The sequence below is a fragment of the Clostridium sp. CTA-5 genome (assembly GCF_054768135.1).
Window position 1 is genome coordinate 137,044 of record NZ_BAAAAT010000004.1, and the last position, 22,845, is coordinate 159,888.

Genomic DNA, 22,845 nt, shown 5'->3' on the forward strand with positions numbered 1-22,845 from the left:
GAAATTACATCATTTATTATATAACAAATATATTAAACAAATATTAAAAATAAATTAAGGTTTTTATTAAATATATGTTCTAATTAAGTTAATACATTTATAATTTTTTATTTAATCCTTATAGAAAATATCCATCTGTATTAATACTATTATTTTAGAATCATATATATATAGTAAATTTTCTATATAAGTTCCTTGATAGATTTATATAAATGAACAAACGTTAATAGAACTTATATATTTATAATATTTATGATACGAATATTTAAAATTATTATACTAAGTAGTGTAATTTTAGTAGATACTATGATAATTTTATTATGAATAAAAACTTTAGTTAATTCTTTAAAAGAAAATATAAAAAAATAATTTTAGGTTAAACTTTAAATGATAAAAAAATTTATAATTAATAAACAAAAAACATTGAAAATAAAAATCAATTGATATATAATATCAATATACAATTTAAATAAGGAGAAGATTGAGAAAAAATTAACGAAGTTTTATTAATATTATAATAATATTAATAAAAAATAAAATTTCACAAAAATAAAATATTTCAATAATATGGATAAATATACTTAAAATTTGGTAAAAATAAAAAAAGCTTTTCAATTAAAGTTTTTTATATTAAAATTATATTGAGAAAGATTTAACAAAGTCTTTTTCTAAGCAATGAGTATAAAGGAGGAAAAATATGTTTAAACAATGGGAAGGTTTTAAGGAAGGTACTTGGCAAGAAGGTATTGATGTTAGAAACTTTATACAAAAGAATTATAAGGTATATGAAGGTGATTCAAGTTTCTTAGAAGGTACTACTGAAAAAACAGATAAAGTATGGGAAAAAGCATATGCATTAATTGTTGAAGAAGTTAAAAAAGGAATAATCGATGTTGCAACTGATAGAGTTTCAGGAATTGATAATTATGAACCTGGTTACATAGATAAAGATAATGAGGTAATAGTAGGACTTCAAACAGATGCTCCGCTTAAAAGAATAGTAAATCCATTTGGTGGAATAAGAATGGTCAAAACTTCACTAGAAGAATATGGATATGAATTAGACAAAGATATTAAAAAACATTTTTCAAAATATAGAAAAACTCATAATGAAGGAGTTTTTGATGCTTACTCAAATGAAATAAGACTTGCAAGAACAGCAGGGCTTTTAACAGGACTTCCAGATGCTTATGGTAGAGGAAGAATAATAGGGGACTATAGAAGGATTGCACTTTATGGAGTAGATTATTTAATAGAAGAAAAGAAAAAAGATTTAGATGATTTACAAGGAGATATGCTTGATGAGTTAGTAAGAAAAAGAGAAGAAGTTTCTGAACAAATAAGAGCATTAAATGCTATAAAATCTATGGCATCTAAATATGGATGTGATATTTCTAAACCAGCTGCAACAGCAAAAGAAGCTGTACAGGCTTTATATCTTGGATATCTAGCTGGTATTAAAGAAAACAATGGGGCAGCTACATCATTTGGAAGAACTTCGACTTTCCTTGATATTTATATAGAAAGAGATTTAGAAGCAGGATTAATATCTGAAAAAGAAGCTCAAGAGTTAGTTGATCAACTTATAATTAAATTAAGATTAGTTAGACACTTAAGAACTCCTGAATACAATGATTTATTTGGTGGAGATCCAACTTGGGTAACTGAATCAATAGGTGGTATAGGTATTAATGGTAAACCGCTTGTAACAAAGAATTCATTTAGATATCTACACACTTTAATTAATTTAGGAACATCAGCTGAACCAAACTTAACAGTTTTATGGTCAGATAAATTACCTGAAAGCTTTAAGAAATATTGTGCAGAAATTTCAATAAAAACAGACTCAATACAATATGAAAATGATGAAGTTATGAGACCTATATATGGTGATGATTATGCTATAGCTTGTTGTGTATCAGCTATGAAGGTTGGTAAACAAATGCAATTCTTTGGTGCGAGATGTAATATAGCTAAGTCATTATTATATGCTATAAATGGTGGAGTAGATGAATTAAAAGGTATTAAAGTAGTACCAGGAATTGAAAAGCTTACAGATGAAGAAGTACTTGACTTTAATAAAGTTAAGGAAAACTATGATAAAGTTTTAGAATATGTTGCTAAAGTATATGTAGATACAATGAATATAATTCACTTTATGCATGATAAATATGCTTATGAAGCAAGTCAAATGGCTCTTCATGATACATCAGTAGAGAGATTAATGGCATTTGGTATTGCAGGTCTTTCAGTAGCTATAGATTCTTTATCAGCTATAAAATATGCAAAAGTTAAACCAATAAGAAATGAAGAAGGAATTGCTATAGACTTTGAAGTTGAAGGCGACTTCCCTAAATACGGAAATGATGATGATAGAGCAGATGATTTAGGTGTAGCTTTAGTTACTAAGTTCTCTTCTGAACTTAAGAAGCATCCTTTATATAGAGACGCACATCATACATTATCAGCACTTACAATAACATCTAATGTTATGTATGGTAAGAAAACAGGTAATACACCAGATGGAAGAAAGAAAGGCCAGCCTTTAGCGCCAGGAGCTAATCCAATGCATGGAAGAGATATAAATGGTGCATTAGCGTCTCTTAACTCAGTAGCTAAAATACCATATAATGGAATATGTCAAGACGGTGTATCTAATACATTCTCAATTGTTCCTGATGCTTTAGGAAAAGATCAAGAACAAAAGGTTAATAATTTAGTATCAATTTTAGATGGATATTTTGTACAAGGAGCTCATCATTTAAATGTTAATGTACTTAATAGACAGACATTAATTGATGCTATGGAAAATCCAGAAAAATATCCAACTTTAACAATAAGAGTTTCAGGATATGCAGTTAACTTTAGTAGATTATCAAAAGAACAACAATTAGAAGTTATAAGTAGAACATTCCATGAAAGTATATAGATTTTAGATGACTTATATACTTTATAAAATAGGAGAATTATCTTACTAAAAATAATGGCTATGTTTTAAGTAAATGTTGATATTTTAGAGTTCTTAGAGTAAAGTCCTCTGTCTATGAACTTTATACTACAATTATTAACACTATTTTAAAGCATAGCAAAAATAATTTATTAAAATATATATTAATAATTATATATTTGATATACTAAATATAATATAAAAATAATTCCCCTGTCTTTTATTTGACAGGGGTTTTATTCTAGGAGGAAAAGAAAAAATGGTTAAAGGAAAAATTCATTCAATAGAAACTATGGGACTTGTTGATGGACCAGGTATTAGAGTGGTTGTGTTTTTACAAGGATGTTCTTTAAGGTGTAAGTATTGTCACAATCCTGATACATGGGAGTATAATGGGGGAGTAGACTATACGCCAGAAGAATTAGTTAGAAAAATTGAAAGATACAAAACTTATTTTCAAAGTTCAAATGGTGGCGTTACTTTTTCAGGAGGAGAACCTTTGAGACAACCAGAATTTCTTCTAGAAACATTAAAATTATGTAAAGAAAAAGGAATACATACATGTTTAGATACTTCAGGGTTTGGAATTGGAAATTATGATGAGATTTTAAAATACACAGATCTAGTCCTATTTGATATAAAACATTATGATAGAGCAGGATATAAAAATGTTACCTTAATGGAAATTGATAAATCATTAGAATTTTTAGAAGCGGTACAAAAATCGGAAACTAAAATATGGATTAGACATGTGGTAGTTCCGGGATTAACTGATGGAGAAGAACATATAGAAAAACTTAAAGAATATATATCTAATATTAAAGGTGTTGAAAAAGTTGAATTATTACCATATCATCTTTTAGGAAAAAATAAATATGACGTTTTAAAATTAAAATATCCACTTGAAGGGGTTCCTGCAATGGATAAAGAAGTAGTAAAAAAATATAATAAAATTATAGAAAGATAAGTATGCTTTTCAATATTATTTTCTTACTAATCCTAAGAACGACATAAGAGCTCTCAATAATACATAACAAGTACATTTTATAGGTTCTTCTAAGGTTTAGATGAAAAAGTAATTTTTATAAACCAAATCAGTCTAAACTTAAGAAGAACTTAATTTTTATAACTCAATATAAGAAAAATAAGAGTAAAGTCATAATTGTACTTGAAGTGAAAATAGTTCTTTTTCAAAATTACATATAGGACATGTCCAATCATCAGGCAAATCTTCGAATTTAATTCCAGGCTCAATATTACTATCTAAATCACCTATTTCTGGATCATATATATAACCACATATATCACAAAAATATCTCTGCATACATATTCACCTCATTTATAATATTAATCATTAACAATGATTAATATTAAATTTCATATATAAGATTCATATAAGTTTTTATTATAAAGAGTTAAATAACAGAGCTTATATTTATAAATAAGATTATTATTAATAAACAAACTTATTGGAGTTTATATATTTTTATTATATTAAAGAGGTGGTTTTACTGTTCAATATATAATTTTAATTTCTATAAAAATTATTTGCTATTTTTAAGCATGTTAGTAAAATGTCCTTTAGGTACATATCCTTTTTTTAAACCTTCAATTACTGTTAAGTAAGTGGCAGTAGTATCAAATCGTGCATCATGATAATTTCCACTACCTTTAAATAATTGATTGGATTTTTCTGTGATTTGTTCACTTGTTATGTTAAGAAAATTTATAACTTCTTCTAGCTTAGGATTTTTAATTTCTCCATTTGCTTTTGGGATTTTACAAATGTTTTTGTAATGAGCCATAGTACAAAATGAATGATTTGGAACAAACTCTTCTCCTAATAAAGAAAGTTCATGTTTTAAAAATTTAATATCAAAATTAACATTATGACCAATTAAGAAATCCGCTTCTAAAAAGTCTTTTATAAATTCTGGGACTAAATCTTCAAAATATTGGCCTTCAGATAATTCATAAAGCTTTTCTAAAGAAAATCCATGAACTTGTTCAGCTGATGGACTCATTTCATCTACAGTAAAAAAGAAATTTTTCCCTTTAGTAACTTGTGGTTTAGCACTAGCATCAACTGTTATATAACTTAATTGACATATACTTCCAGGTTTGATGTTTGTAGTTTCTGTATCGAAAAATAATAATTTCATTTTAATAAACCTCCTAGGTGAGTAAATAAATCCAGTATTTAGACATCGATAACTTTCTTAATTACTAAAAGTTCAAGTCAAAATAAGGATATTCGAACTTTATATTTTTAAATATAACATTAGTTTTTACATTTTATATAAAGCAATATTTTCATTTAATTAATACCTAAAGATAATTATATAACATTTTAATATTTTTTCAAAGAAATGAATAGATAACAATAAATATCCAATAGTATTGATTTTTATTTTCAATAGATATATAATTATATAAAATAATAAGTCAATATAATTTATAAACTAAAATTAAAAGTAAATAATTTATAAATATATGAAAATAATAAAATAATATATGTATATAAGTTCAATTAAAGTTTGTTCATTAATTAAAATTATTATAGTGAGGAACTTATATAAAAATTTATTATATATGCTTCTAATATAATAGTATTAATTACGTTGATATTCATTTTCTATAATAATTAAATTTTAAAATTATAAATGCGTTAACTTAATTAGAACATATATAGAATACTTAGGAGGAAAAATCGTGGTAAAAGAAAGAAAAAGAAAAATATCAATTATAGGTGCAGGATTTGTAGGTTCAACAGCAGCATTTGCTTTAATGAATAGTGGAGTTGCTACAGAAATTTGTATATACGATATAAATATGGATAAAGCTATGGGAGAAGTAATGGATTTAGTTCATGGAACTTCATTTGTCAAACCTGTTAATATTTATGCAGGTAGTATAGCTGAAACAAAGAATTCAGATATAATTATAATTACAGCTGGAGCAGCACAAAAAGAGGGGGAAACAAGATTAGATTTAATAGAAAAGAATTATAATATTTTCAAAGGTTTTATCCCAGAACTTGCAGCAGCAAGTCCAGAAGCGATATTATTAGTTGCATCTAATCCGGTTGACATATTATCATATATAACATATAAGTTATCAGGATTCCCTAAAGAAAGAGTAATAGGTACAGGAACAGTTCTTGATACATCAAGATTAAAATATGTTATTGGTAAGTATTTAAATGTAAATAATAATAATATTCATGCATATGTTTTAGGTGAACATGGCGATAGTGAAATTATAAGTTGGAGTACTGGAAGCATTGCAGGAGAAAGTTTTGAAGAGTATACAGAAAAGTTTTCTTTAGAATGGGATGAAGAAATAAAAAATGTAATTGAAAATGATGTGAAAAATGCGGCATATGAAATTATTTCAAGAAAAAAAGCTACATATTATGCAATAGGATTAGCAATAAATGAAATTGTAGAGTCTATTTTAAGGGACGAAAATACTATATTAACAGTATCTTCATTAATGAATGATGAATATGGAATTAATGATATATATTTAGCTATTCCAACTATTCTTAATAGAAATGGTGCGGTAAGAACTGTTGAACCTAAGATAAGTAAAAATGAAATAAAGAAATTACAAGATTCATCAAAAGTGTTAAAAGAACATATGAAAAATATTAATTTATAAATAATAAAAAAATATTAATTGATAAATAGCAAGAAATTTGACAAAATATTTTCATTTTATTATAATGAGTCAATAAAGTGGAAGTTTTAGTAAAGTTAGGAATGCTTTAAGCATTTAATTACTATTTTTATTAAAAACAAGTAAGAAAAATACAGAAAGAATTTGGGGGAAATACAATGAAAATTGAAGGTCTTATTATTCCGGAAGGATATAAAAGTAAAGCTTCTTTAATTGAAACAGAAGTTCATATTAAACAAATTAAAGATCTTTTTGAAAGAGTTCTTGCTAAAAATTTAAATTTAACTAGAGTTTCAGCTCCTTTATTTGTTGAACCAGAAACAGGTATGAATGATAATCTAAATGGTTGTGAAAGACCTGTAAGTTTTGATCTTTTGGCAACAGGTAAGGATGTTCAAATAGTACATTCATTAGCAAAATGGAAGAGATATAGTTTAGGTAGATATGGATTTGAAATTGGTCAGGGTTTATATACAGACATGAATGCAATAAGAAGAGATGAAGAGTTAGATAATCTTCATTCTATATATGTAGATCAATGGGACTGGGAAAAGATAATAAATAAATCAGACAGAAATTTAGATACATTAAAGAATACAGTAAATACTATATATAATGTTTTTAAAGAAGTAGAAGATTTTGCTTGTAATGAATTAATAAATGAGAAAAAAATATTGCCAGAAGAGATTTTCTTTATAACTACTCAAGAGTTAGAAGATAAGTATCCTGATAAAACTCCAAAAGAAAGAGAAGACCTTATAGCAAAAGAAAAAGGTGCTGTGTTTATAATGCAAATAGGTGGAGCTTTAAAATCAGGAGAAAAGCATGATGGAAGATCTCCAGACTATGACGATTGGACTATGAATGGTGATATAATATTCTATTATCCAGTACTTGATAGAGCTTTTGAAGTTTCATCAATGGGAATTAGAGTTGATGAAGAAGCTTTAGAAAGACAACTTAAGATTGCTGATTGTGAAGAAAGAAAAAATCTTGATTTTCACAAGATGTTACTTAAAGGAGAATTACCATATACAATTGGTGGTGGAATAGGTCAATCAAGAATATGTATGTTTTTCTTGAAAAAAGCACATATAGGGGAAGTTCAAGCATCAACTTGGGATGAGAAAAATATTAAAATTTGTGCTGAACATGATATAAGATTATTATAGGAAACTGTAAAAAAGGTAGAGTCTATTTTTAGACTCTACCTTTTAAATTCTAAAACTTATTTCTCCACTTGTTATAATTTTTTCTTTTCCATCAGAATCTTTTACGAGAAGTTCACCAGTATCAGTTAAAGAAAGACAAGTTACAATTTCTTCTTTATTATATGTAATTAATTTTGCTTTCTTATTTATTATATTAGAATTTTCTCTACATATAGACAATGCCTCTGAGATATCTTTTTGTAATACAAATTTATTATAAAGAGCTTCAAAGTGATTAAGAAACTTTGCAAGTATATCATTTCTTTTAAAAGTTTTATTTAACTCTATTTTAAGAGAAGTTGCTATACCTTTAAGTTCATCAGGAATATCAGCAAGTTCTAAGTTGACATTTATACCGACTCCTAGAATTAAGTAATGAATTCTATCCATATCACATTTCATTTCAGTTAATATTCCACATATTTTTTTCTCATTTAAGAATATATCATTTGGCCATTTGATATTAACTTTAATATCAAAGTCAAGTAAAGTTTTATAGATAGATGCAGCTGCAATTTGGGTTATCTTAGAAGCTTCTATAGGGGGGAGATTGGGTTTTAATATTAAGCTAAACCAAATTCCACTAGAAGGGGAAACCCATTGTCTATCAAATCTCCCTTTACCAGATAGTTGTTTTTCAGCTACTATTAAAGTCCCATTGTCTATTTCACCTCTAGCTAGTTCTTTTGCAGTATCATTAGTGGAAGAGAGTTCGTAAAAATGTTTTATATCTTTTATTAAATTATTTGTTTTTAATAATGGCATAAGTTCTTGAGAGGATAATATATCTGGACAGAATATAAGTTTGTATCCTTTATTTGATTTTCCGTCTATAATATATCCTTTATTTTTTAGTGATTTAATATGTTTCCAAATAGCACTTCTTGATATATTTAAATCAGAACTTAAAATTTCTCCAGATAAATATTCTGAAGAATTTTTTAATTTATTTAAAATTTTATTTTCCATAACTATCTCCTTGATATTAATTTAATATATGTAATAATACTATTATAAAAAATACTCTAACAAATTAATACTAATAAATATATAAGTTTCTATAAAAATTCTACAAAAGATTATAAATGTAATAACTTAATTAGAACATATATATAAATAAAAACACAAATTTATATTTATTAGATAAAATATAGCATAATTCTATTAATATTCTATTAATATTGCATTAATATTGTATGAAAAGATGAATATTGAAGATAATTACTAGTATAATTATTGAATTTTAAATATTGATATTATATAATTATGAAGATAGTCAAAACTTAATAAAATTTATAAAACAAAGACTCTTAGAAAGGAACAAATAGATGGATAAAAACATAAAGAAGAAAAAGAGGCCAGTAAAAGCTAGACAAAATAATGGTAAAAGAAAGAAAAAAAGAGTTTCTTTAAAAAATCTTGTAATTTTTGTTGTCTTTATGATCGTTTTTACAGCTTGTACCGGACCTTTTGTACTTTTATATGGACCTTTTGAAAATGCAAAAAGAACTTACGTTGGAGCAGCTATGACATCATTGAGTCATCAATATCTAGCTAAATGGTTTTTATCAGATGAAAAAATAGCTAAAATTTTAGGGGGTTCTTCAGTTGCAAGTAGCGAAAATACAAATACAGATGAGATTGAAATACCAAAAGTAAAAGATCAAAATATAGAATTAAATGAAATTGATAATCCGAAATATAAAGGATACCTTTTAGTGATAAAAGATCCTACAAGGGTAAAAGTGGGATATACATCAAAATTGAAAAAAGAAGGAGAAACTACATCACAAATTGCAGAGAATAACAATGCTATAGCTGCAATTAATGGAGGCGGTTTTACAGATAAATCTTCTAATGCAAAATGGACTGGTAATGGTGGATTACCTATTGGACTTATTATGAACCAAGGAGGAGTTGTATTTAATGATTTAGGAGAAGACAATAAAACAGATTTGTTAGGTATGACTAAAGAAGGAAAATTAATTGTTGGTAATTATTCTGTAAATGAACTAAAAAAAATGGGTGTACAAGAAGCTCTAAGCTTTACACCTACACTTGTTGTAAATGGTAAGATGACTCCGATGTCAGGTGATGGTGGATGGGGAATCGCACCAAGAACAGTAATAGGACAGAGAAAAGATGGAGCAATACTTTTGCTGGTTATAGATGGAAGAAGTGTAAATAGTTTAGGTGCTACATTAAAAGAAGCACAAGAAATTATATATCAATGTGGAGCTGTTAATGCAATAAATTTAGATGGTGGTAAATCAACGACTATGTACTATAATGGAGATATAGTTAATACTCCTTCAGATAGCTTAGGAGAAAGAGCAATACCAACAGCAATAATTGTCAAGTAAAAAAGGAGAAATAATATGAAGGTAATTAAAAAAATAATTGCTTGGGCGATGCTATCTCTAGTTTTACAATTTGCTGGATTGTTCTTATTAGATAGTTTTGTTTTTAAGCATTCATCAGAATTTAAAATGAAGAAAATAGAAGCAAATGTAGATAATACAAAAAATATAAACGCAACTATTTCAAAAAGTGCACAGGATATTAGAATATCTTATGATGGTAAATATTTAACTTATTATGAAAATAAAATTTTATACATAGAAGATACAAAAACTGGTGAAAAAACTGAAGTTAAAACAAATGATTCGGGAGAAATTTTAAATTGTAAATGGCTTTCTGATAGAAATAGATTAGTTATAGCAGAAAAAGTAAAGAAAGATGGAAAAGATAAAATACAAGTAGTAACTCATGATGCTAAAACAGGTAATGAAAGTTTTGTTAGTGAAGTTTGTAGATATGAACAAAATATGGAAGTAAAGAAGATAGCAGTATCTGTTCTTACTGGTGTATACTATATTGACATTGATAAAGGTGGTATGAAAAATACTGTTTATAGAATAGATATAAATCATGATATTTCTAAAGTTGAACTTAAATCAAATGTTCTTGGAAATATAGAGGTAATACCACATGTAGATAGATTAATTTATGAAGATAAATTAAATAATACTTTTTATGCAACAAGTCCAAGTAAAAAAATAAATATTAAATCTGATAAAGAATTAACACTTCTAGGAATTGATAATGAAGATGTTATATATATTGGTGAACTTACTAATGATAAAATATCAAAAATAATATATGGAACTGTTGATGAAGATGCATCCACATGGAAGACTGTAGATTTAACACAAGTAATTAATGAAAATGACCTTTTCTTTAATAGCAAAAGTGAAATTTTAATTAATGATAATCTTCAAGGTATAGTGAAAAATTTAACTACAGGAAAAGAAACTGTTTATGATGGAAAACTAGTTGAAATTAAAGAGAAATTCATAACTACTGTTAATAATGGAAAATTACAATATACTAGTTTAACTGAAAAATAAAATTTTAAGGTACGTAAAAGGGATTAATACCTTAAAAATGTGCTTAAATTAGATGAAACTTTCCTAAAAACCATAAGGTATATTAAGGATAGTTTCATCATTTTTTATAAACATAATAAACAGAATTTTTTATTAATTTAAATAGATAAGGAGTAATTTATGGACAAAATACTTAACATTTTTTTAACAATACCTGCAATTTTAATCGGATTTACATTTCATGAATATGCACATGCTAAAGTTGCAGATAAATTAGGAGATAAGACTCCTAGATTTCAAGGTAGACTTACCTTAAATCCTTCCGCACATATTGATATAATGGGATTAATAATGATTATTTTATTTAGGTTTGGGTGGGCTAAACCAGTTCAAACAAATCCATCTGCATATAAAAATTACTATAAAGATGATCTGAAAGTTAGTATAGCAGGTCCATTAGCTAATTTAGGGGTAGCTCTAGTATTTTCAATAATATACGCATTGGTTATTAGGACATTATATGGAATGCTACCATTAGCTTATTTTGAGGTTCTTCAAATAATGATTTTATTTATTATAAAAATAAATGTTAATCTTTTTATATTTAATCTACTTCCAATTCCGGGATTAGATGGATTTCATGTTTTGAGAGATTTAATGCCGCAAAAATTTTATAGAATTGAAGGTGAATTGTATAAATATCAAATGATAATATTATTTGCTATAATATTTTTTGGTGGAAAATTAATAGAGATTCCATCTCAAATAATAACAAGTCTAGTTATGAGAGTATCAACAATTATATTAGGAATCTTTTAAATAAAAATATCAACATTGTTTTAAAACATACCCTAAATAAAAAGTTAACTCAAAATGATTTTAATCATTTTGAGTTAACTTTTTTTATTCTTTAGAAAATTATATATTTTAAAATCTGTGGATAACTTCTAGAATATCTTGTTTTAGAGGTATTATAAGTACCACCTAAAGAATAAAAAATAATCATATGCCGCACCATTATTCCTGCACTACGTTTGGAAAGAGTGCAGGAATAAAAAAATCCACGCTCCACAGTCGCTTAGCGATTTTTTTATATTTGTATAACTTTTAATTCTCTACCATATATACCTTTAAATCTATCTTTAATTTTAAGAACTTGTTTTATTTCAAAATCAATGTTTAGATGAGAAGATAATTTTATTAAAACGCTATCTTCATCAATATCAATATTTAATTTGTTTATGGCCCTATCAAAATTTGTATCTAAATATTCAGCAATCATAAGTAATATATTAATACAATTAATTGCTTTTATATCAAAGTTATTTATTATAGAAAAAAATTGGGGTAGTGGAACTTTATTTTTTTCATTATAAGTAGCAGCAATTGCAGCACTCATTAATAACTCTTTATGAGAAAGTCCATTAATGCTTGAGTTTAAAATTACATAAAATGAATGCTTATGATGATGGTAATAATCTATACTTATACCAGAATCATGTAGTAATGTAGCAGTTTTTAAAACATTATTATACTCATCGCCTAATTTGTGAATTGGTTTTAATGCGTTAAATAGTGTAGATGTTATATTAAATACATGTTCTGCATGAACTCTATTAATATTTAGATAATCAATTATACCATTTAAATTGTAATCTAATATATCATCAATAGGAGTGTAGTTTTTAGCTATATACTCAAACATTATCCCTTCTCTTAAACCACGTCCTGAAATTACTATATCTTCACATTTAACATTTTCAATTATTGTATCCAAAATTGTTAAACCACCTACAATTAAATCAGCTCTTTCTAAAGATAATCCATCTATTTGGCATCTTTGTCTAAAGTCTTTACATTTTAATAAATTATATATCTTATGTACATCATAATCGTTTAATTTATAATTGTGTAGTATATCAAAAGGATATCTTTTTTTAGCTTTGTCCATATGGCAAAGAGTTCTAGCAGTGCCTCCAACAGCAATAATAGAATCATAACTTTCCTTATTTAACCATTCAATACCATTTAGCATATTTTTTATAGTTAAAATAGATTTTTCTAAGTTTTCATAAGAAATTCTATCTTCTAAATGATATTGAAATGTATAATTTAGGCTACCAAATGGAATAGTTGTACTTTCTATAATTTTTCCATCTTTTACACATGTTAAATGGGTACATGCCCCACAAACATCCACGATAAGAGAATTCTTAACGCACATACTTCTTGTTATACCTAAATAAGTATAATGTATTTCTTCTTCATTAGATAATAAAGTAACATCTATATCAAATTGTTCTTTTATTTTTTTAAAAAAGTAATCACAATTTTTTGCATTTTTCATTGAATAGGTAGAAACTGCAATTATTTCTTTTACATCTGAAAAATTACATAATGATTTAAATGAACGTACATTTGCAAGTGTTTCATTAATTCTATCTTCAGATAGATTTTCTCCTTCAACTAAGTCTTTAGCTAGTTTTATATCACTACTAGATTCACCAATAATTTTATAATAACCATTTTTCATAACATTCATCAGTGTAAACTTAACAGAATTAGCACCGATATAAATAACACCTATTTTATTCATTTTATAACTCCTCATATTATTTATAATAATTGTTATTTTATTAAATATTACTATAGATTATACAACATTTATCAAATAATTAATACGTTGAATCGATTTAATTTTTATAATTTTTACATTGACAAAATTATCTATCATTTGTATAATAAATAAAGATTAATATGGAAAAATTCTGAGAAGAGAAGAGTACGTTAATTGATTCCTAAAGCGAATAAGGAGATGGTGTGAGCCTTGTGGATAGATTAATAGGAAAAGAGCCTTGGAGAAGTCACCTGAAATTCATTAAAGTAAGGAAGACCGCAAATAACTTTGCGTTAAAAGTTAAGTGGTGTTATTATTTAATACTTTATTAAATAATAACACAATTAGAGTGGTACCGCGGATAATTCGTCTCTTAATTTTAAGAGAGGGATTTTTTTTCTTTAAGAATTTATATTAATAAAGAATTTGTGGGCAATTTAAATTGTAATTTAAAATAGAGTTTAAAAATATAATTTAAAGGATAAAAAATAAATAATATGTGTCATAATTAATCTTGCACTATGTTTAAAAATGGTTCATGGTTAAAAAATAAAATTTGTTGATAACTCTTATATAGAAAATTTATGATATATATGATTCTAAGTCGATATTGTTGGTTAAAGATATAATTTTCTATATAAATTATATAAAAGATCATAAATGTATTAATTTAATTAGAACATATATATAAAATAAATATATACATTTTTAAAATATAAATCAAAAGTATATAACATTATAATCAAAGTTATGTTAGAAATGCCCTGAGGAGGATAAATATGGATTATAAAAATAAAATTGCACAATTAATTAAAGAACATGTAGATTTAGAACTTGATACGATAGAAAAGCTTATTGAAATACCACCTAAATCAGAAATGGGGGATTATGCATTCCCATGTTTTCAACTTGCAAAGGTTATGAGAAAAGCTCCAAATATGATATCAGAAACTTTAAAAGAATCTATCAATAAAGAAGGTTTTGAAAGAATTGAAAATTTAGGACCATATTTAAACTTCTTTGTAGATAAGGGTATATTTGCTGAAAATACAATTGAAAAGATAATGAAAGATGGAGATAAATATGGTGAATCGAATATAGGTGAAGGGAAAACAGTGTGTGTTGAATATTCTTCTCCTAATATAGCTAAGCCATTCCATGTTGGACATTTATTTACAACAGCTATTGGAAATTCTTTATATAAAATGTTTAAAAAAGAAGGATATAATGTTGAAGGAATAAATCACTTAGGAGATTGGGGTACTCAATTTGGTAAGCTTATATCAGCTTATAATAGATGGGTAGATGAAGAAGCTTTAGAAAAATCACCTATTGATGAACTTTTAAGAATTTATGTCAAATTCCATGAAGAAGCTGAAAAAGATCCTAGCTTAGAAGATGAAGGAAGAATGTATTTTAAAAAGCTAGAAACAGGTGATAAAGAGGCTGAAGCTCTTTGGAAAAGATTCAGAGATTTAAGTTTAAAAGAATTTGAAAGAGTTTATGATATATTAGGTGTAAAATTTGATTCATTAGCAGGAGAAGCATTCTATAACGATAAAATGGATGTTGTTGTTAATGAATTAAAAGATAAGGGATTGCTTGTAGAAAGTAATGGAGCACAAGTTGTAATGCTTGATGATTACAATATGCCTCCATGTATAGTCTTAAAAGGTGATGGAGCATCTATATATGCAACAAGAGATTTAGCAGCAGCTATGTACAGAAAGAAAACTTATGATTTTTATAAGAGTATCTATGTAGTTGGTAGTCCACAAGCACTACATTTTAAACAAGTATTTAAAGTGTTAGAACTTGCAGGACATGAATGGGCTAAAGATTGTGTTCATGTAGGCTTTGGATTAGTTAAATTTGCAGATAGAAAGCTTTCAACTAGAAAAGGAGAAGTTGTTTTACTTGATGATTTAATAAGAGAATCAATTGAAAAGACTTTAGAAGTTATTAATGAAAAGAATCCAAATCTTGAAAATAAAGAGGAAGTAGCTAAGAAAATAGGTGTTGGAGCTATTATCTTTACTTATTTAAAGAACTCAAGAGAGAAAGATATAGTATTTGATTGGAAAGAAATATTATCATTTGAAGGAGAAACAGGTCCGTATGTTCAATATTCATATGCTAGAGCAAATAGTATATTAAGTAGAGCAGAGAATATATCTAAAGAAATAGATTATAGTAAACTATCTTCAAAAGAAGAATTTGAATTAGTTAAATCTTTGGCTAATTTTAACAATCAAATAAAGCTTGCAATAGATAAATTAGAACCATCAATATTAACAAGATATGTTATTGAAGTTGCTAAAGCATTTAATAAGTTCTATAATGCTCATTCAGTATTAAATTTAGAAGATGAAATTTTAAAAGCTACTAGATTAAATTTAGTAAAAAGTAGTTTACAAGTAATTAAAAATGGATTAGAACTTTTAGGCATTGAAGTAGTTGAAAAAATGTAATTAAGAATTATATTAATATTTAATCATCAAGTTAATTATATTGTTTATAAAAAAGAGCAAAATTAACTTGATGATTATTTTGTTTTTTAGAAGATCATAATAAAGTTATATTTGTAATAAATTGTATAAAAATTTGGTTGGTTAAATTATTGTATTTTAAAGAATAAAAGTATAGTCATTAGCTGAATTTATATATATTTTTATAAGGTCAGAAACATAAAAATGAAGGTTTCATAGTAGTTTTGACCTTCTTTTTTATATGGTATAATAATTAAAAAGTAATTTATGTAAAAAAAGGGGAGAGGAAATGTTTATAAATAAAAATATTAAGTATAGAGATATATTATTGTTTGCATTGATTGGGATAATTGGATATAAAATTATAGATAATTATGAATTCTTTTTTAATTTAGGTACGAAATTTTTATCTATTCTTTCACCATTTATATATGCTTTAATTTGTGCTTACATATTAAATCCTGTAATGAAACTTTTTGAAAAAAGATTCAAATTATCAAGAGGAAATGCTATATTTGTAACATATGCTATTATAACTATAATAGTGTTTATGCTGTTGTTTTTTACAATACCAAGTATTATTGATAGTATTGCAAAGATAACTAAAGAAGTTCCAAGTTATATGGAGATTGTACAAGGATGGATTGATAAAGCATTAAAGAATCCTAAATTAAATGAAATAATTACACAAGTAGGACTCTTAGAAAAAATTCAATTATTATCAATTCAGTTTGGTAATTTTACAATAGGTATGCTACAGGGATTATTAACTTACATGTTGTCTTTTACTACTAATTTAGTAAAGGTGCTTTTAGGATTTTTAATAGCTGTATATGTACTAGCAGATAAAGAAAATTTAATAAAAGGTACTAAAACCATTGTATATATATTATTAAAAGAAAAAAAAGCTGAAGATATAATTAATGCTACTAGAATATATCATAAAATGATAGGTGTATATATAGGTACAAAGGCTATAGACTCGCTTATAATAGGATTAATTTCATTGGTAGGATTATTTTTAATAAAAGCTCCATATGCTTTACTTTTGGCATTAATAGTAGGAGTAACTAATATGATACCATACTTTGGACCTTTTATAGGAGAAATAGTGGGAGCAGTTGTATGTATGTTTGTTTCACCTATGAAAGCATTAATGGCATTTCTTTTACTACTTACTATTCAGCAATTTGATGCATGGTATCTTGATCCTAAACTTATAGGAGCAAAGGTTGGTGTAAAACCATTTTGGATAATGATGGGTGTTATAATAGCAGGAGCATTTTGGGGGCCATTAGGAATGCTTTTAGCATCACCAACAATAGCCACTCTGAACATATATTATGCTAAAGTTGTAAATAAATTTAAAAATAATAATAAAGAATTAGTTAAAAAAGCAGATTTGTAATAAATAAAAGACTATTTCAAAAAATGAAATAGTCTTATTCTATGTTTAATTATAGTCTTTAGATTTATCTTTTCTTACTGGACAATGTTTAGAGCAACTTCCACAGTTACATTTGCCTTTAGATGAATTTTTTATATTTTTAAATATTATATAAATAGCAAATATAAGAATTATAACAGTAATTAATATTTCCATTATATATTACACCCACCTTAGTTAAAAATAGCATATACTATTTTTATATTAAATAAGTAAATTTCCAATATTAAATACTAGAAATGATACAATCCATGCAAGAACTAATTGATAAAATACAGAAAATAATGTAAATTTTATTCCAAATTCTTTCTTCATAGTTCCAATTGCTGATACACATGGAGTATAAAGCAATATAAAAACTAAAAATGCATAAGCTGATAATGCAGTAAAATGAGAAGAAAGAACATCAGTTAAATTTCCTGAAAAAATTACTCCCATAGATGCTATAACAGACTCTTTAGCAAGTAATCCTGTAAGTAATGATACTGCTGATTGCCAATTACCAAATCCTAAAGGTACAAATATAGGTGCAATAACATTTCCTATAGAAGCTAAAATACTATCATTAACTTCGTTTACCATACCATTAAAGTTAAAGTTTGATAAAAACCAAATGATTACACTCATAGCAAAAATAAGCGTTCCAGCCTTCTTTAAAAAGTCTTTTGCTTTATCTGAAGTCTGTTTAAATATTGAAGATAATTTTGGAACTTTATATTCAGGTACTTCAATAATAAAAGGTTCTTCATCTTTTTTAAAATATGTACTTTTAAACAATATACCTAATAAGAAAGCTAAAATTATTCCTAATAAATACAATGAGGCAACTACTAAACCTCTATGAGAAGTAAAGAAAACAGAAGCGAAAACTGTATAAACTGGTAATCTAGCATTACATGACATAAGAGGAACAAGAAGAGAAGTTAATTTTCTATCTTTTTCACTTTCTAATGTTCTTGCAGTCATAATAGCTGGTACAGTACATCCGAATCCAACTAACATAGGAATAAATGCTTTACCTGATAATCCCATCTTTCTCATTATCTTATCCATTAAAAAAGCAACTCTTGACATGTATCCACTATCTTCTAAAATAGTTATACATATAAACAATACTAATATTATAGGTAATAATACAAGTATTCCACCAACTCCAGTAATTATTCCATCAATAATTAAAGAATGGAACCAAGGGGAAGATGTAGATAACTTATTACTTATAAATGGAATAAATATATCATTTAAAAAATTATCCAATAAGTCGGAAAGTGGCTGTCCAATCCACGAAAAAGTTATTTGGAACATTAAAGTTACAATTAATAAAAAAATAGGATAAGCTAAAAATGGATTTAGTAAAATCCTATCTATTTTTTCTGAAGTAGTATTAGTATAATCTTTAGAAGTCGTAGTACACTCTGCTAATACTTTTTCAATAAAGTCATAGGCTTCATCTTCAGAAGAAAAAGTGTAATCGGTAGAATCTATTTCTTCATTAGAATCATATGTTTTAATTTTTGATATTAAAGAATCAATTCCTATATTTTTACCAGCTGATATTGGTATTACTTGTACATTTAATAATTTTGATAATTTTTTATAATCGATAACAATACCTTTAGTTTCTGCCACATCAATCATGTTTAAAGCAAGAATTATTGGTTTATTAAATTCTTTCAATTGAGTAGTTAAATATAAGTTTCTATTTAAATTTGAGGCATCAACAATATTTAATATTAAATCAACTTGTCCATTTTTTAGAAATTCTTTAGATACCTTTTCTTCATTTGAAAATGTATCCATAGCATAAATACCTGGTAAATCCACTATTTTGACATCATCTAAATATCCTTCTTTTTTATCAACAGTTACACCTGGCCAATTACCAACATATTGATTTGAACCAGTTAAGGCATTAAATAATGTGGTTTTTCCTACATTTGGATTTCCTAGCAAAGCTATAGTTGTCATAAAAAATCCTCCCTATATGGATAATAATATATTTTTAGCGTCCTTTTTTCTAATTGCTAAATCAAATCCTCTAAATGTTATAATTATTGGATCACCTAATGGTGCTTTTCTTTTAAATTCAACTTCAGTACCTTTAATACATCCTAAGGCAGATAATCTTTTCTTTAATTTTGAATCTCCATCTACGGAAAAAATAACTCCTTTTTCTCCAGGTCTTAAATCGTAAAGCGACATGAATATCACCACCAATTGAAAATTATTTTCGTTCAATTTATAATATCATCAGTCTGATAATTTAGTCAATAGTTTCTATTTAAAAACATAATATATTATAATTAGATTAAAAATAATATATATAATCTTTAAGTTATAAAAGAAATAAAGTATAATTAAATGTAAAAAAAATAGAATTTTTAATTAGATGAGAGGTGATGTAATGTCAAAAATTGGAGTATTTTTTGATTTAGATGGAACACTCTATAGAGAAGGATTAATTACCGAAGTATTTAAAAAAATGGTTAAATATGAGATTATAGAGCCGGAAAGATGGTATAATGAAGTAAGACCTTATTTTATAAAATGGGATAAAAGACAAGGTGATTATGATAATTACCTATTAAAAATGATAGATGTCTATTTAGAAGCTATTAAAGGATTACAAAAACATCAAATAGAATATATAGCTAAAAAAGTAGTGGAGCAAAAAGGTGATAGAGTATATACTTTCACAAGAGATAGAATAAAGTGGCATAAAGAGCAAGGTCATATTATAATAATAATATCAGGTTCTCCAGCAGAACTTGTTAAAGAGATGGCTAGTAAGTATGGATTTACAGACTATAAAGGGGCAAACTATGTTGTAGATGATAATGGAGCATATACAGGTGAAGTAATTGCTATGTGGGATAGTAAAAGTAAATCTAAAGCTATAAATGAATTAGTAGAAAAATATAATATTAATCTTGAAAAAAGTTATGCTTATGGAGATACTTCAGGAGATTATACAATGTTTAAACATGTAAATCATCCATTTTGTGTTAATCCAACAAAAGAACTTTTACAAAAGGTTATAAAAGATAAGGAATTAATAGAAAAAATTAAAATTGTAGTGGAAAGAAAGGATGTAATTTACAACTTAGATATTGAAGATATACAATTTGTATAGGAAAGAGTGGTACTGTGATTATTCGAGAGAACAATGTAAAAGTAGAAGATGTTAGTGATGAATTTATGATAAAACCTGAAAATAGAGAATATTTACCTGGTGAACTTATCTTTTTTGATCTTGAACATTATGTTTATAAAAAGCCAAAATGTATTGGTGTATTTGGAGCATGTCAATTTAATGACAAAGAAAATGAAATTTTAGTAACTCAATATATGATAGAAGATAGGGATGAAGTAGTAGATATATTACATTTGGCTAAAAAATATTTTATAAGTATGAAAAAAGAAGGTAAGAAAGCTATAGTAACATTTTCAGGGAATAATGATTTTACTGTTATAAATTATCTTTTTGAAAAATATGGTATAGAATATGATTTTGATAAGGAATATGATTCTATTGATATACAAAAAGAATATGAGAAGAATAAAACGAGTTCTATAGGCCTAAAAAATTTAGAAAAATTATTTGACATTATAAGAGAAGGAGAAATTATTAGCGGTTCTAATTTAGCTAAAACTTTTCATAAGGTATTAAAAGACAAAAGTTATTTTAAAAGAATGCCTCAGGAAAAGATAGAAAAAATACTTCTTTATAATGAGCAAGATGTTGTTAATCTTTATCATATTTATGTTAATTGGAAAAAGTATATTTTTGAAGATGTTCAAATTGATGAAGAAGATAGTTTGATAAATGAATTTAAAAATGTAACTGAAGATATAGAAGATGATAAAAGTGTAAATGATGAAGATATAGATAATTTTGATGATGAAAATAGAGAAATAATAAATCACTAATAAAATTTATAGTTTTCTAAGTTTTAGATTCATTATTTAAGTATAATTTTAAATTTGAAACTTAGAATAACTTAAATAATACGGTACCTCAAAAACCCCCTTTAAATACTTTGCTATTTAAAGGGGGTTTTAAAATTATTTAATTAGTTAAATAATATAAGAAAGTATTTACAGTTTTACTTGCTAACTATTTAGCTAATTTAACATATATATATTCTTTAGTGTATAAACAGGTATGTTCTATCGATATTTCTTTATAACTTCTCCATTTGAACCAATAATTATTGTATCATTTTTATTTGTTTGATAAACAGTAGTATTATTTTTTTCAAAACGTTTCAATACATTTTCATTTGGATGATTATAAGAATTGAAATCTCCTACAGAAATTACTGCTATTGAAGGATTAACCTTTTTAAGAAAATTTTCAGTTGTAGAAGTGGATGAACCATGATGTCCTACTTTTAAAACATCAGATTTTAAATTTGCTTCTTTTAATAACAAAGTTTTCTCTATTTCTTTTTCAGCATCTCCTGTAAATAAAAATGATGTTTTTCCATATTCTATTTTAATTATAGGAGAATAATTATTTAAGTTTTCATAGTGATTTTCAATAGGAGAAAATACAGTAACTTTTGTATTTTCTCCCAAATCAATAGAATTAACCCCCTTTTTTATAACGTTTATTTTAAGATTTTTAGATTTTAATGCATCAATCATTTTTTCAAATGTACTTGTAGTACTTTCAACTTTGGGTGCATAAAAATTTAATACATTATATTTTTTTATAATCTTATCCATATTTCCAATATGATCTTCATGAGGATGTGTTGCAATTACAAAGTCTAAATTTTTTATATTTAATGATTTTAAATAATTTAAAAGATTATCTTTAGATTCTTTAGGCCCAGAATCTATCAAAAGATTCTTGTCATTTACTTGTATTAGTGCTGAATCTCCTTGACCAACATTAATAAAATGTACAATTATATTATTTCTAATAGGGAATTTCATTTTAAAATTATTAAAGTTATAAGTAAAATTTCTATATGTAATAAATAAAATTATTAAAATTATAATAGAATATACTTTTCTTTTAAGTTTTCTTTTCAAATAATCCACCTCTTTAATGCA

19 protein-coding genes and 1 other annotated feature are annotated in these 22,845 nt (G+C 25.6%); of the genes, 11 read left to right on the forward strand and 8 right to left on the reverse strand.

The window, feature by feature from the left end; translation table 11 throughout:
- Positions 1-697 precede the first annotated feature (697 nt).
- Both pflB and pflA read left to right on the forward strand, forming a co-directional pair.
- Positions 698-2,929, forward strand: a complete 2,232-nt coding sequence (pflB, locus tag ACYUET_RS10260) for a formate C-acetyltransferase (protein ID WP_460279322.1) — start codon at positions 698-700, stop codon at positions 2,927-2,929.
- A 277-nt stretch (positions 2,930-3,206) separates the two neighbouring features.
- Complete coding sequence (gene pflA, locus ACYUET_RS10265) at positions 3,207-3,914, forward strand: pyruvate formate-lyase-activating protein (RefSeq protein ID WP_460279325.1); 708 nt, start codon at positions 3,207-3,209, stop codon at positions 3,912-3,914.
- 189 nt (positions 3,915-4,103) lie between these two features.
- Here the strand turns inward: pflA and ACYUET_RS10270 are convergent, their stop codons facing one another.
- Both ACYUET_RS10270 and ACYUET_RS10275 read right to left on the reverse strand, forming a co-directional pair.
- Entirely contained in the window at positions 4,104-4,271 is a 168-nt protein-coding gene (locus ACYUET_RS10270; RefSeq protein WP_460279326.1) for a rubredoxin, read from the reverse strand.
- 220 nt (positions 4,272-4,491) lie between these two features.
- The gene (locus tag ACYUET_RS10275; RefSeq protein WP_460279328.1) at positions 4,492-5,109 is read right to left on the reverse strand and encodes a 3'-5' exonuclease; all 618 of its coding nucleotides are present in this window, start codon (positions 5,107-5,109) and stop codon (positions 4,492-4,494) included.
- Between the two features lie 550 nt (positions 5,110-5,659).
- Here ACYUET_RS10275 and ACYUET_RS10280 point away from each other — a divergent pair.
- Both ACYUET_RS10280 and asnA read left to right on the forward strand, forming a co-directional pair.
- On the forward strand, positions 5,660-6,610 hold the full coding sequence (locus ACYUET_RS10280; RefSeq protein WP_460279330.1) for an L-lactate dehydrogenase: 951 nt from the start codon (positions 5,660-5,662) through the stop codon (positions 6,608-6,610).
- Between the two features lie 182 nt (positions 6,611-6,792).
- Positions 6,793-7,800 carry an aspartate--ammonia ligase gene (asnA, locus tag ACYUET_RS10285; RefSeq protein WP_460279481.1) on the forward strand — a complete coding sequence of 336 codons (1,008 nt, stop codon included), beginning with the start codon at positions 6,793-6,795 and terminating at the stop codon, positions 7,798-7,800.
- A gap of 42 nt (positions 7,801-7,842) precedes the next feature.
- Here asnA and ACYUET_RS10290 read toward each other — a convergent pair whose 3' ends face one another.
- Positions 7,843-8,808: a biotin--[acetyl-CoA-carboxylase] ligase gene (locus ACYUET_RS10290; RefSeq protein ID WP_460279332.1), complete on the reverse strand. Its 966-nt coding sequence runs from the start codon at positions 8,806-8,808 to the stop codon at positions 7,843-7,845.
- 359 nt (positions 8,809-9,167) lie between these two features.
- Between ACYUET_RS10290 and ACYUET_RS10295 the strand changes: the two genes are divergently transcribed.
- The 3 genes from ACYUET_RS10295 to ACYUET_RS10305 all read left to right on the forward strand — a co-directional run bounded on the left by ACYUET_RS10295 (position 9,168) and on the right by ACYUET_RS10305 (position 12,047).
- Positions 9,168-10,202 (forward strand): phosphodiester glycosidase family protein, encoded by a 1,035-nt coding sequence (locus ACYUET_RS10295; RefSeq protein ID WP_460279334.1) that lies wholly within the window; start codon positions 9,168-9,170, stop codon positions 10,200-10,202.
- A 15-nt stretch (positions 10,203-10,217) separates the two neighbouring features.
- Positions 10,218-11,249 (forward strand): dipeptidyl-peptidase IV, encoded by a 1,032-nt coding sequence (locus ACYUET_RS10300; protein WP_460279336.1) that lies wholly within the window; start codon positions 10,218-10,220, stop codon positions 11,247-11,249.
- Between the two features lie 159 nt (positions 11,250-11,408).
- Positions 11,409-12,047, forward strand: coding sequence for a site-2 protease family protein (locus tag ACYUET_RS10305; RefSeq protein ID WP_460279337.1), 639 nt, complete (start codon positions 11,409-11,411; stop codon positions 12,045-12,047).
- 271 nt (positions 12,048-12,318) lie between these two features.
- Here ACYUET_RS10305 and ACYUET_RS10310 read toward each other — a convergent pair whose 3' ends face one another.
- The gene (locus ACYUET_RS10310; RefSeq protein WP_460279340.1) at positions 12,319-13,824 is read right to left on the reverse strand and encodes a Ppx/GppA phosphatase family protein; all 1,506 of its coding nucleotides are present in this window, start codon (positions 13,822-13,824) and stop codon (positions 12,319-12,321) included.
- Between the two features lie 165 nt (positions 13,825-13,989).
- Positions 13,990-14,222: a binding site (T-box leader), on the forward strand.
- Positions 14,223-14,624: 402 nt separating this feature from the next.
- On the opposite strand from ACYUET_RS10310, the gene argS reads away from it, so the two are divergent.
- Positions 14,625-16,316, forward strand: coding sequence for an arginine--tRNA ligase (gene argS, locus ACYUET_RS10315; protein WP_460279342.1), 1,692 nt, complete (start codon positions 14,625-14,627; stop codon positions 16,314-16,316).
- A gap of 307 nt (positions 16,317-16,623) precedes the next feature.
- On the forward strand, positions 16,624-17,742 hold the full coding sequence (locus ACYUET_RS10320; protein ID WP_460279343.1) for an AI-2E family transporter: 1,119 nt from the start codon (positions 16,624-16,626) through the stop codon (positions 17,740-17,742).
- Positions 17,743-17,787: 45 nt separating this feature from the next.
- Here the strand turns inward: ACYUET_RS10320 and ACYUET_RS10325 are convergent, their stop codons facing one another.
- From ACYUET_RS10325 to ACYUET_RS10335, 3 genes are read right to left on the reverse strand one after another with little or no spacing between them, the layout of a single operon-like run.
- Complete coding sequence (locus ACYUET_RS10325; RefSeq protein WP_460279345.1) at positions 17,788-17,937, reverse strand: FeoB-associated Cys-rich membrane protein; 150 nt, start codon at positions 17,935-17,937, stop codon at positions 17,788-17,790.
- 48 nt (positions 17,938-17,985) lie between these two features.
- Positions 17,986-19,749 carry a ferrous iron transport protein B gene (gene feoB / locus ACYUET_RS10330; protein WP_460279347.1) on the reverse strand — a complete coding sequence of 588 codons (1,764 nt, stop codon included), beginning with the start codon at positions 19,747-19,749 and terminating at the stop codon, positions 17,986-17,988.
- Between the two features lie 12 nt (positions 19,750-19,761).
- Entirely contained in the window at positions 19,762-19,983 is a 222-nt protein-coding gene (locus ACYUET_RS10335; protein WP_460279349.1) for a FeoA family protein, read from the reverse strand.
- 202 nt (positions 19,984-20,185) lie between these two features.
- On the opposite strand from ACYUET_RS10335, the gene ACYUET_RS10340 reads away from it, so the two are divergent.
- The gene (locus tag ACYUET_RS10340; protein WP_460279351.1) at positions 20,186-20,914 is read left to right on the forward strand and encodes an HAD-IB family hydrolase; all 729 of its coding nucleotides are present in this window, start codon (positions 20,186-20,188) and stop codon (positions 20,912-20,914) included.
- 14 nt (positions 20,915-20,928) lie between these two features.
- Entirely contained in the window at positions 20,929-21,711 is a 783-nt protein-coding gene (locus ACYUET_RS10345) for a ribonuclease H-like domain-containing protein (protein WP_460279353.1), read from the forward strand.
- A 240-nt stretch (positions 21,712-21,951) separates the two neighbouring features.
- On the opposite strand, the gene ACYUET_RS10350 is transcribed toward ACYUET_RS10345, so the two are convergent.
- Positions 21,952-22,824: a ComEC/Rec2 family competence protein gene (locus tag ACYUET_RS10350; protein WP_460279355.1), complete on the reverse strand. Its 873-nt coding sequence runs from the start codon at positions 22,822-22,824 to the stop codon at positions 21,952-21,954.
- Between the last annotated feature and the right edge of the window lie 21 nt (positions 22,825-22,845).

Bases quoted from the DNA above. Each gene is read 5' to 3' on its own strand.
- pflB (WP_460279322.1), top strand. From the start codon at position 698: ATGTTTAAACAATGGGAAGGTTTTAAGGAAGGTACTTGGCAAGAAGGT.
- pflA (WP_460279325.1), top strand. From the start codon at position 3,207: ATGGTTAAAGGAAAAATTCATTCAATAGAAACTATGGGACTTGTTGAT.
- ACYUET_RS10270 (WP_460279326.1), bottom strand. From the start codon at position 4,271: ATGCAGAGATATTTTTGTGATATATGTGGTTATATATATGATCCAGAA.
- ACYUET_RS10275 (WP_460279328.1), bottom strand. From the start codon at position 5,109: ATGAAATTATTATTTTTCGATACAGAAACTACAAACATCAAACCTGGA.
- ACYUET_RS10290 (WP_460279332.1), bottom strand. From the start codon at position 8,808: ATGGAAAATAAAATTTTAAATAAATTAAAAAATTCTTCAGAATATTTA.
- ACYUET_RS10295 (WP_460279334.1), top strand. From the start codon at position 9,168: ATGGATAAAAACATAAAGAAGAAAAAGAGGCCAGTAAAAGCTAGACAA.
- ACYUET_RS10300 (WP_460279336.1), top strand. From the start codon at position 10,218: ATGAAGGTAATTAAAAAAATAATTGCTTGGGCGATGCTATCTCTAGTT.
- ACYUET_RS10305 (WP_460279337.1), top strand. From the start codon at position 11,409: ATGGACAAAATACTTAACATTTTTTTAACAATACCTGCAATTTTAATC.
- ACYUET_RS10310 (WP_460279340.1), bottom strand. From the start codon at position 13,824: ATGAATAAAATAGGTGTTATTTATATCGGTGCTAATTCTGTTAAGTTT.
- argS (WP_460279342.1), top strand. From the start codon at position 14,625: ATGGATTATAAAAATAAAATTGCACAATTAATTAAAGAACATGTAGAT.
- ACYUET_RS10320 (WP_460279343.1), top strand. From the start codon at position 16,624: ATGTTTATAAATAAAAATATTAAGTATAGAGATATATTATTGTTTGCA.
- ACYUET_RS10325 (WP_460279345.1), bottom strand. From the start codon at position 17,937: ATGGAAATATTAATTACTGTTATAATTCTTATATTTGCTATTTATATA.
- feoB (WP_460279347.1), bottom strand. From the start codon at position 19,749: ATGACAACTATAGCTTTGCTAGGAAATCCAAATGTAGGAAAAACCACA.
- ACYUET_RS10335 (WP_460279349.1), bottom strand. From the start codon at position 19,983: ATGTCGCTTTACGATTTAAGACCTGGAGAAAAAGGAGTTATTTTTTCC.
- ACYUET_RS10340 (WP_460279351.1), top strand. From the start codon at position 20,186: ATGTCAAAAATTGGAGTATTTTTTGATTTAGATGGAACACTCTATAGA.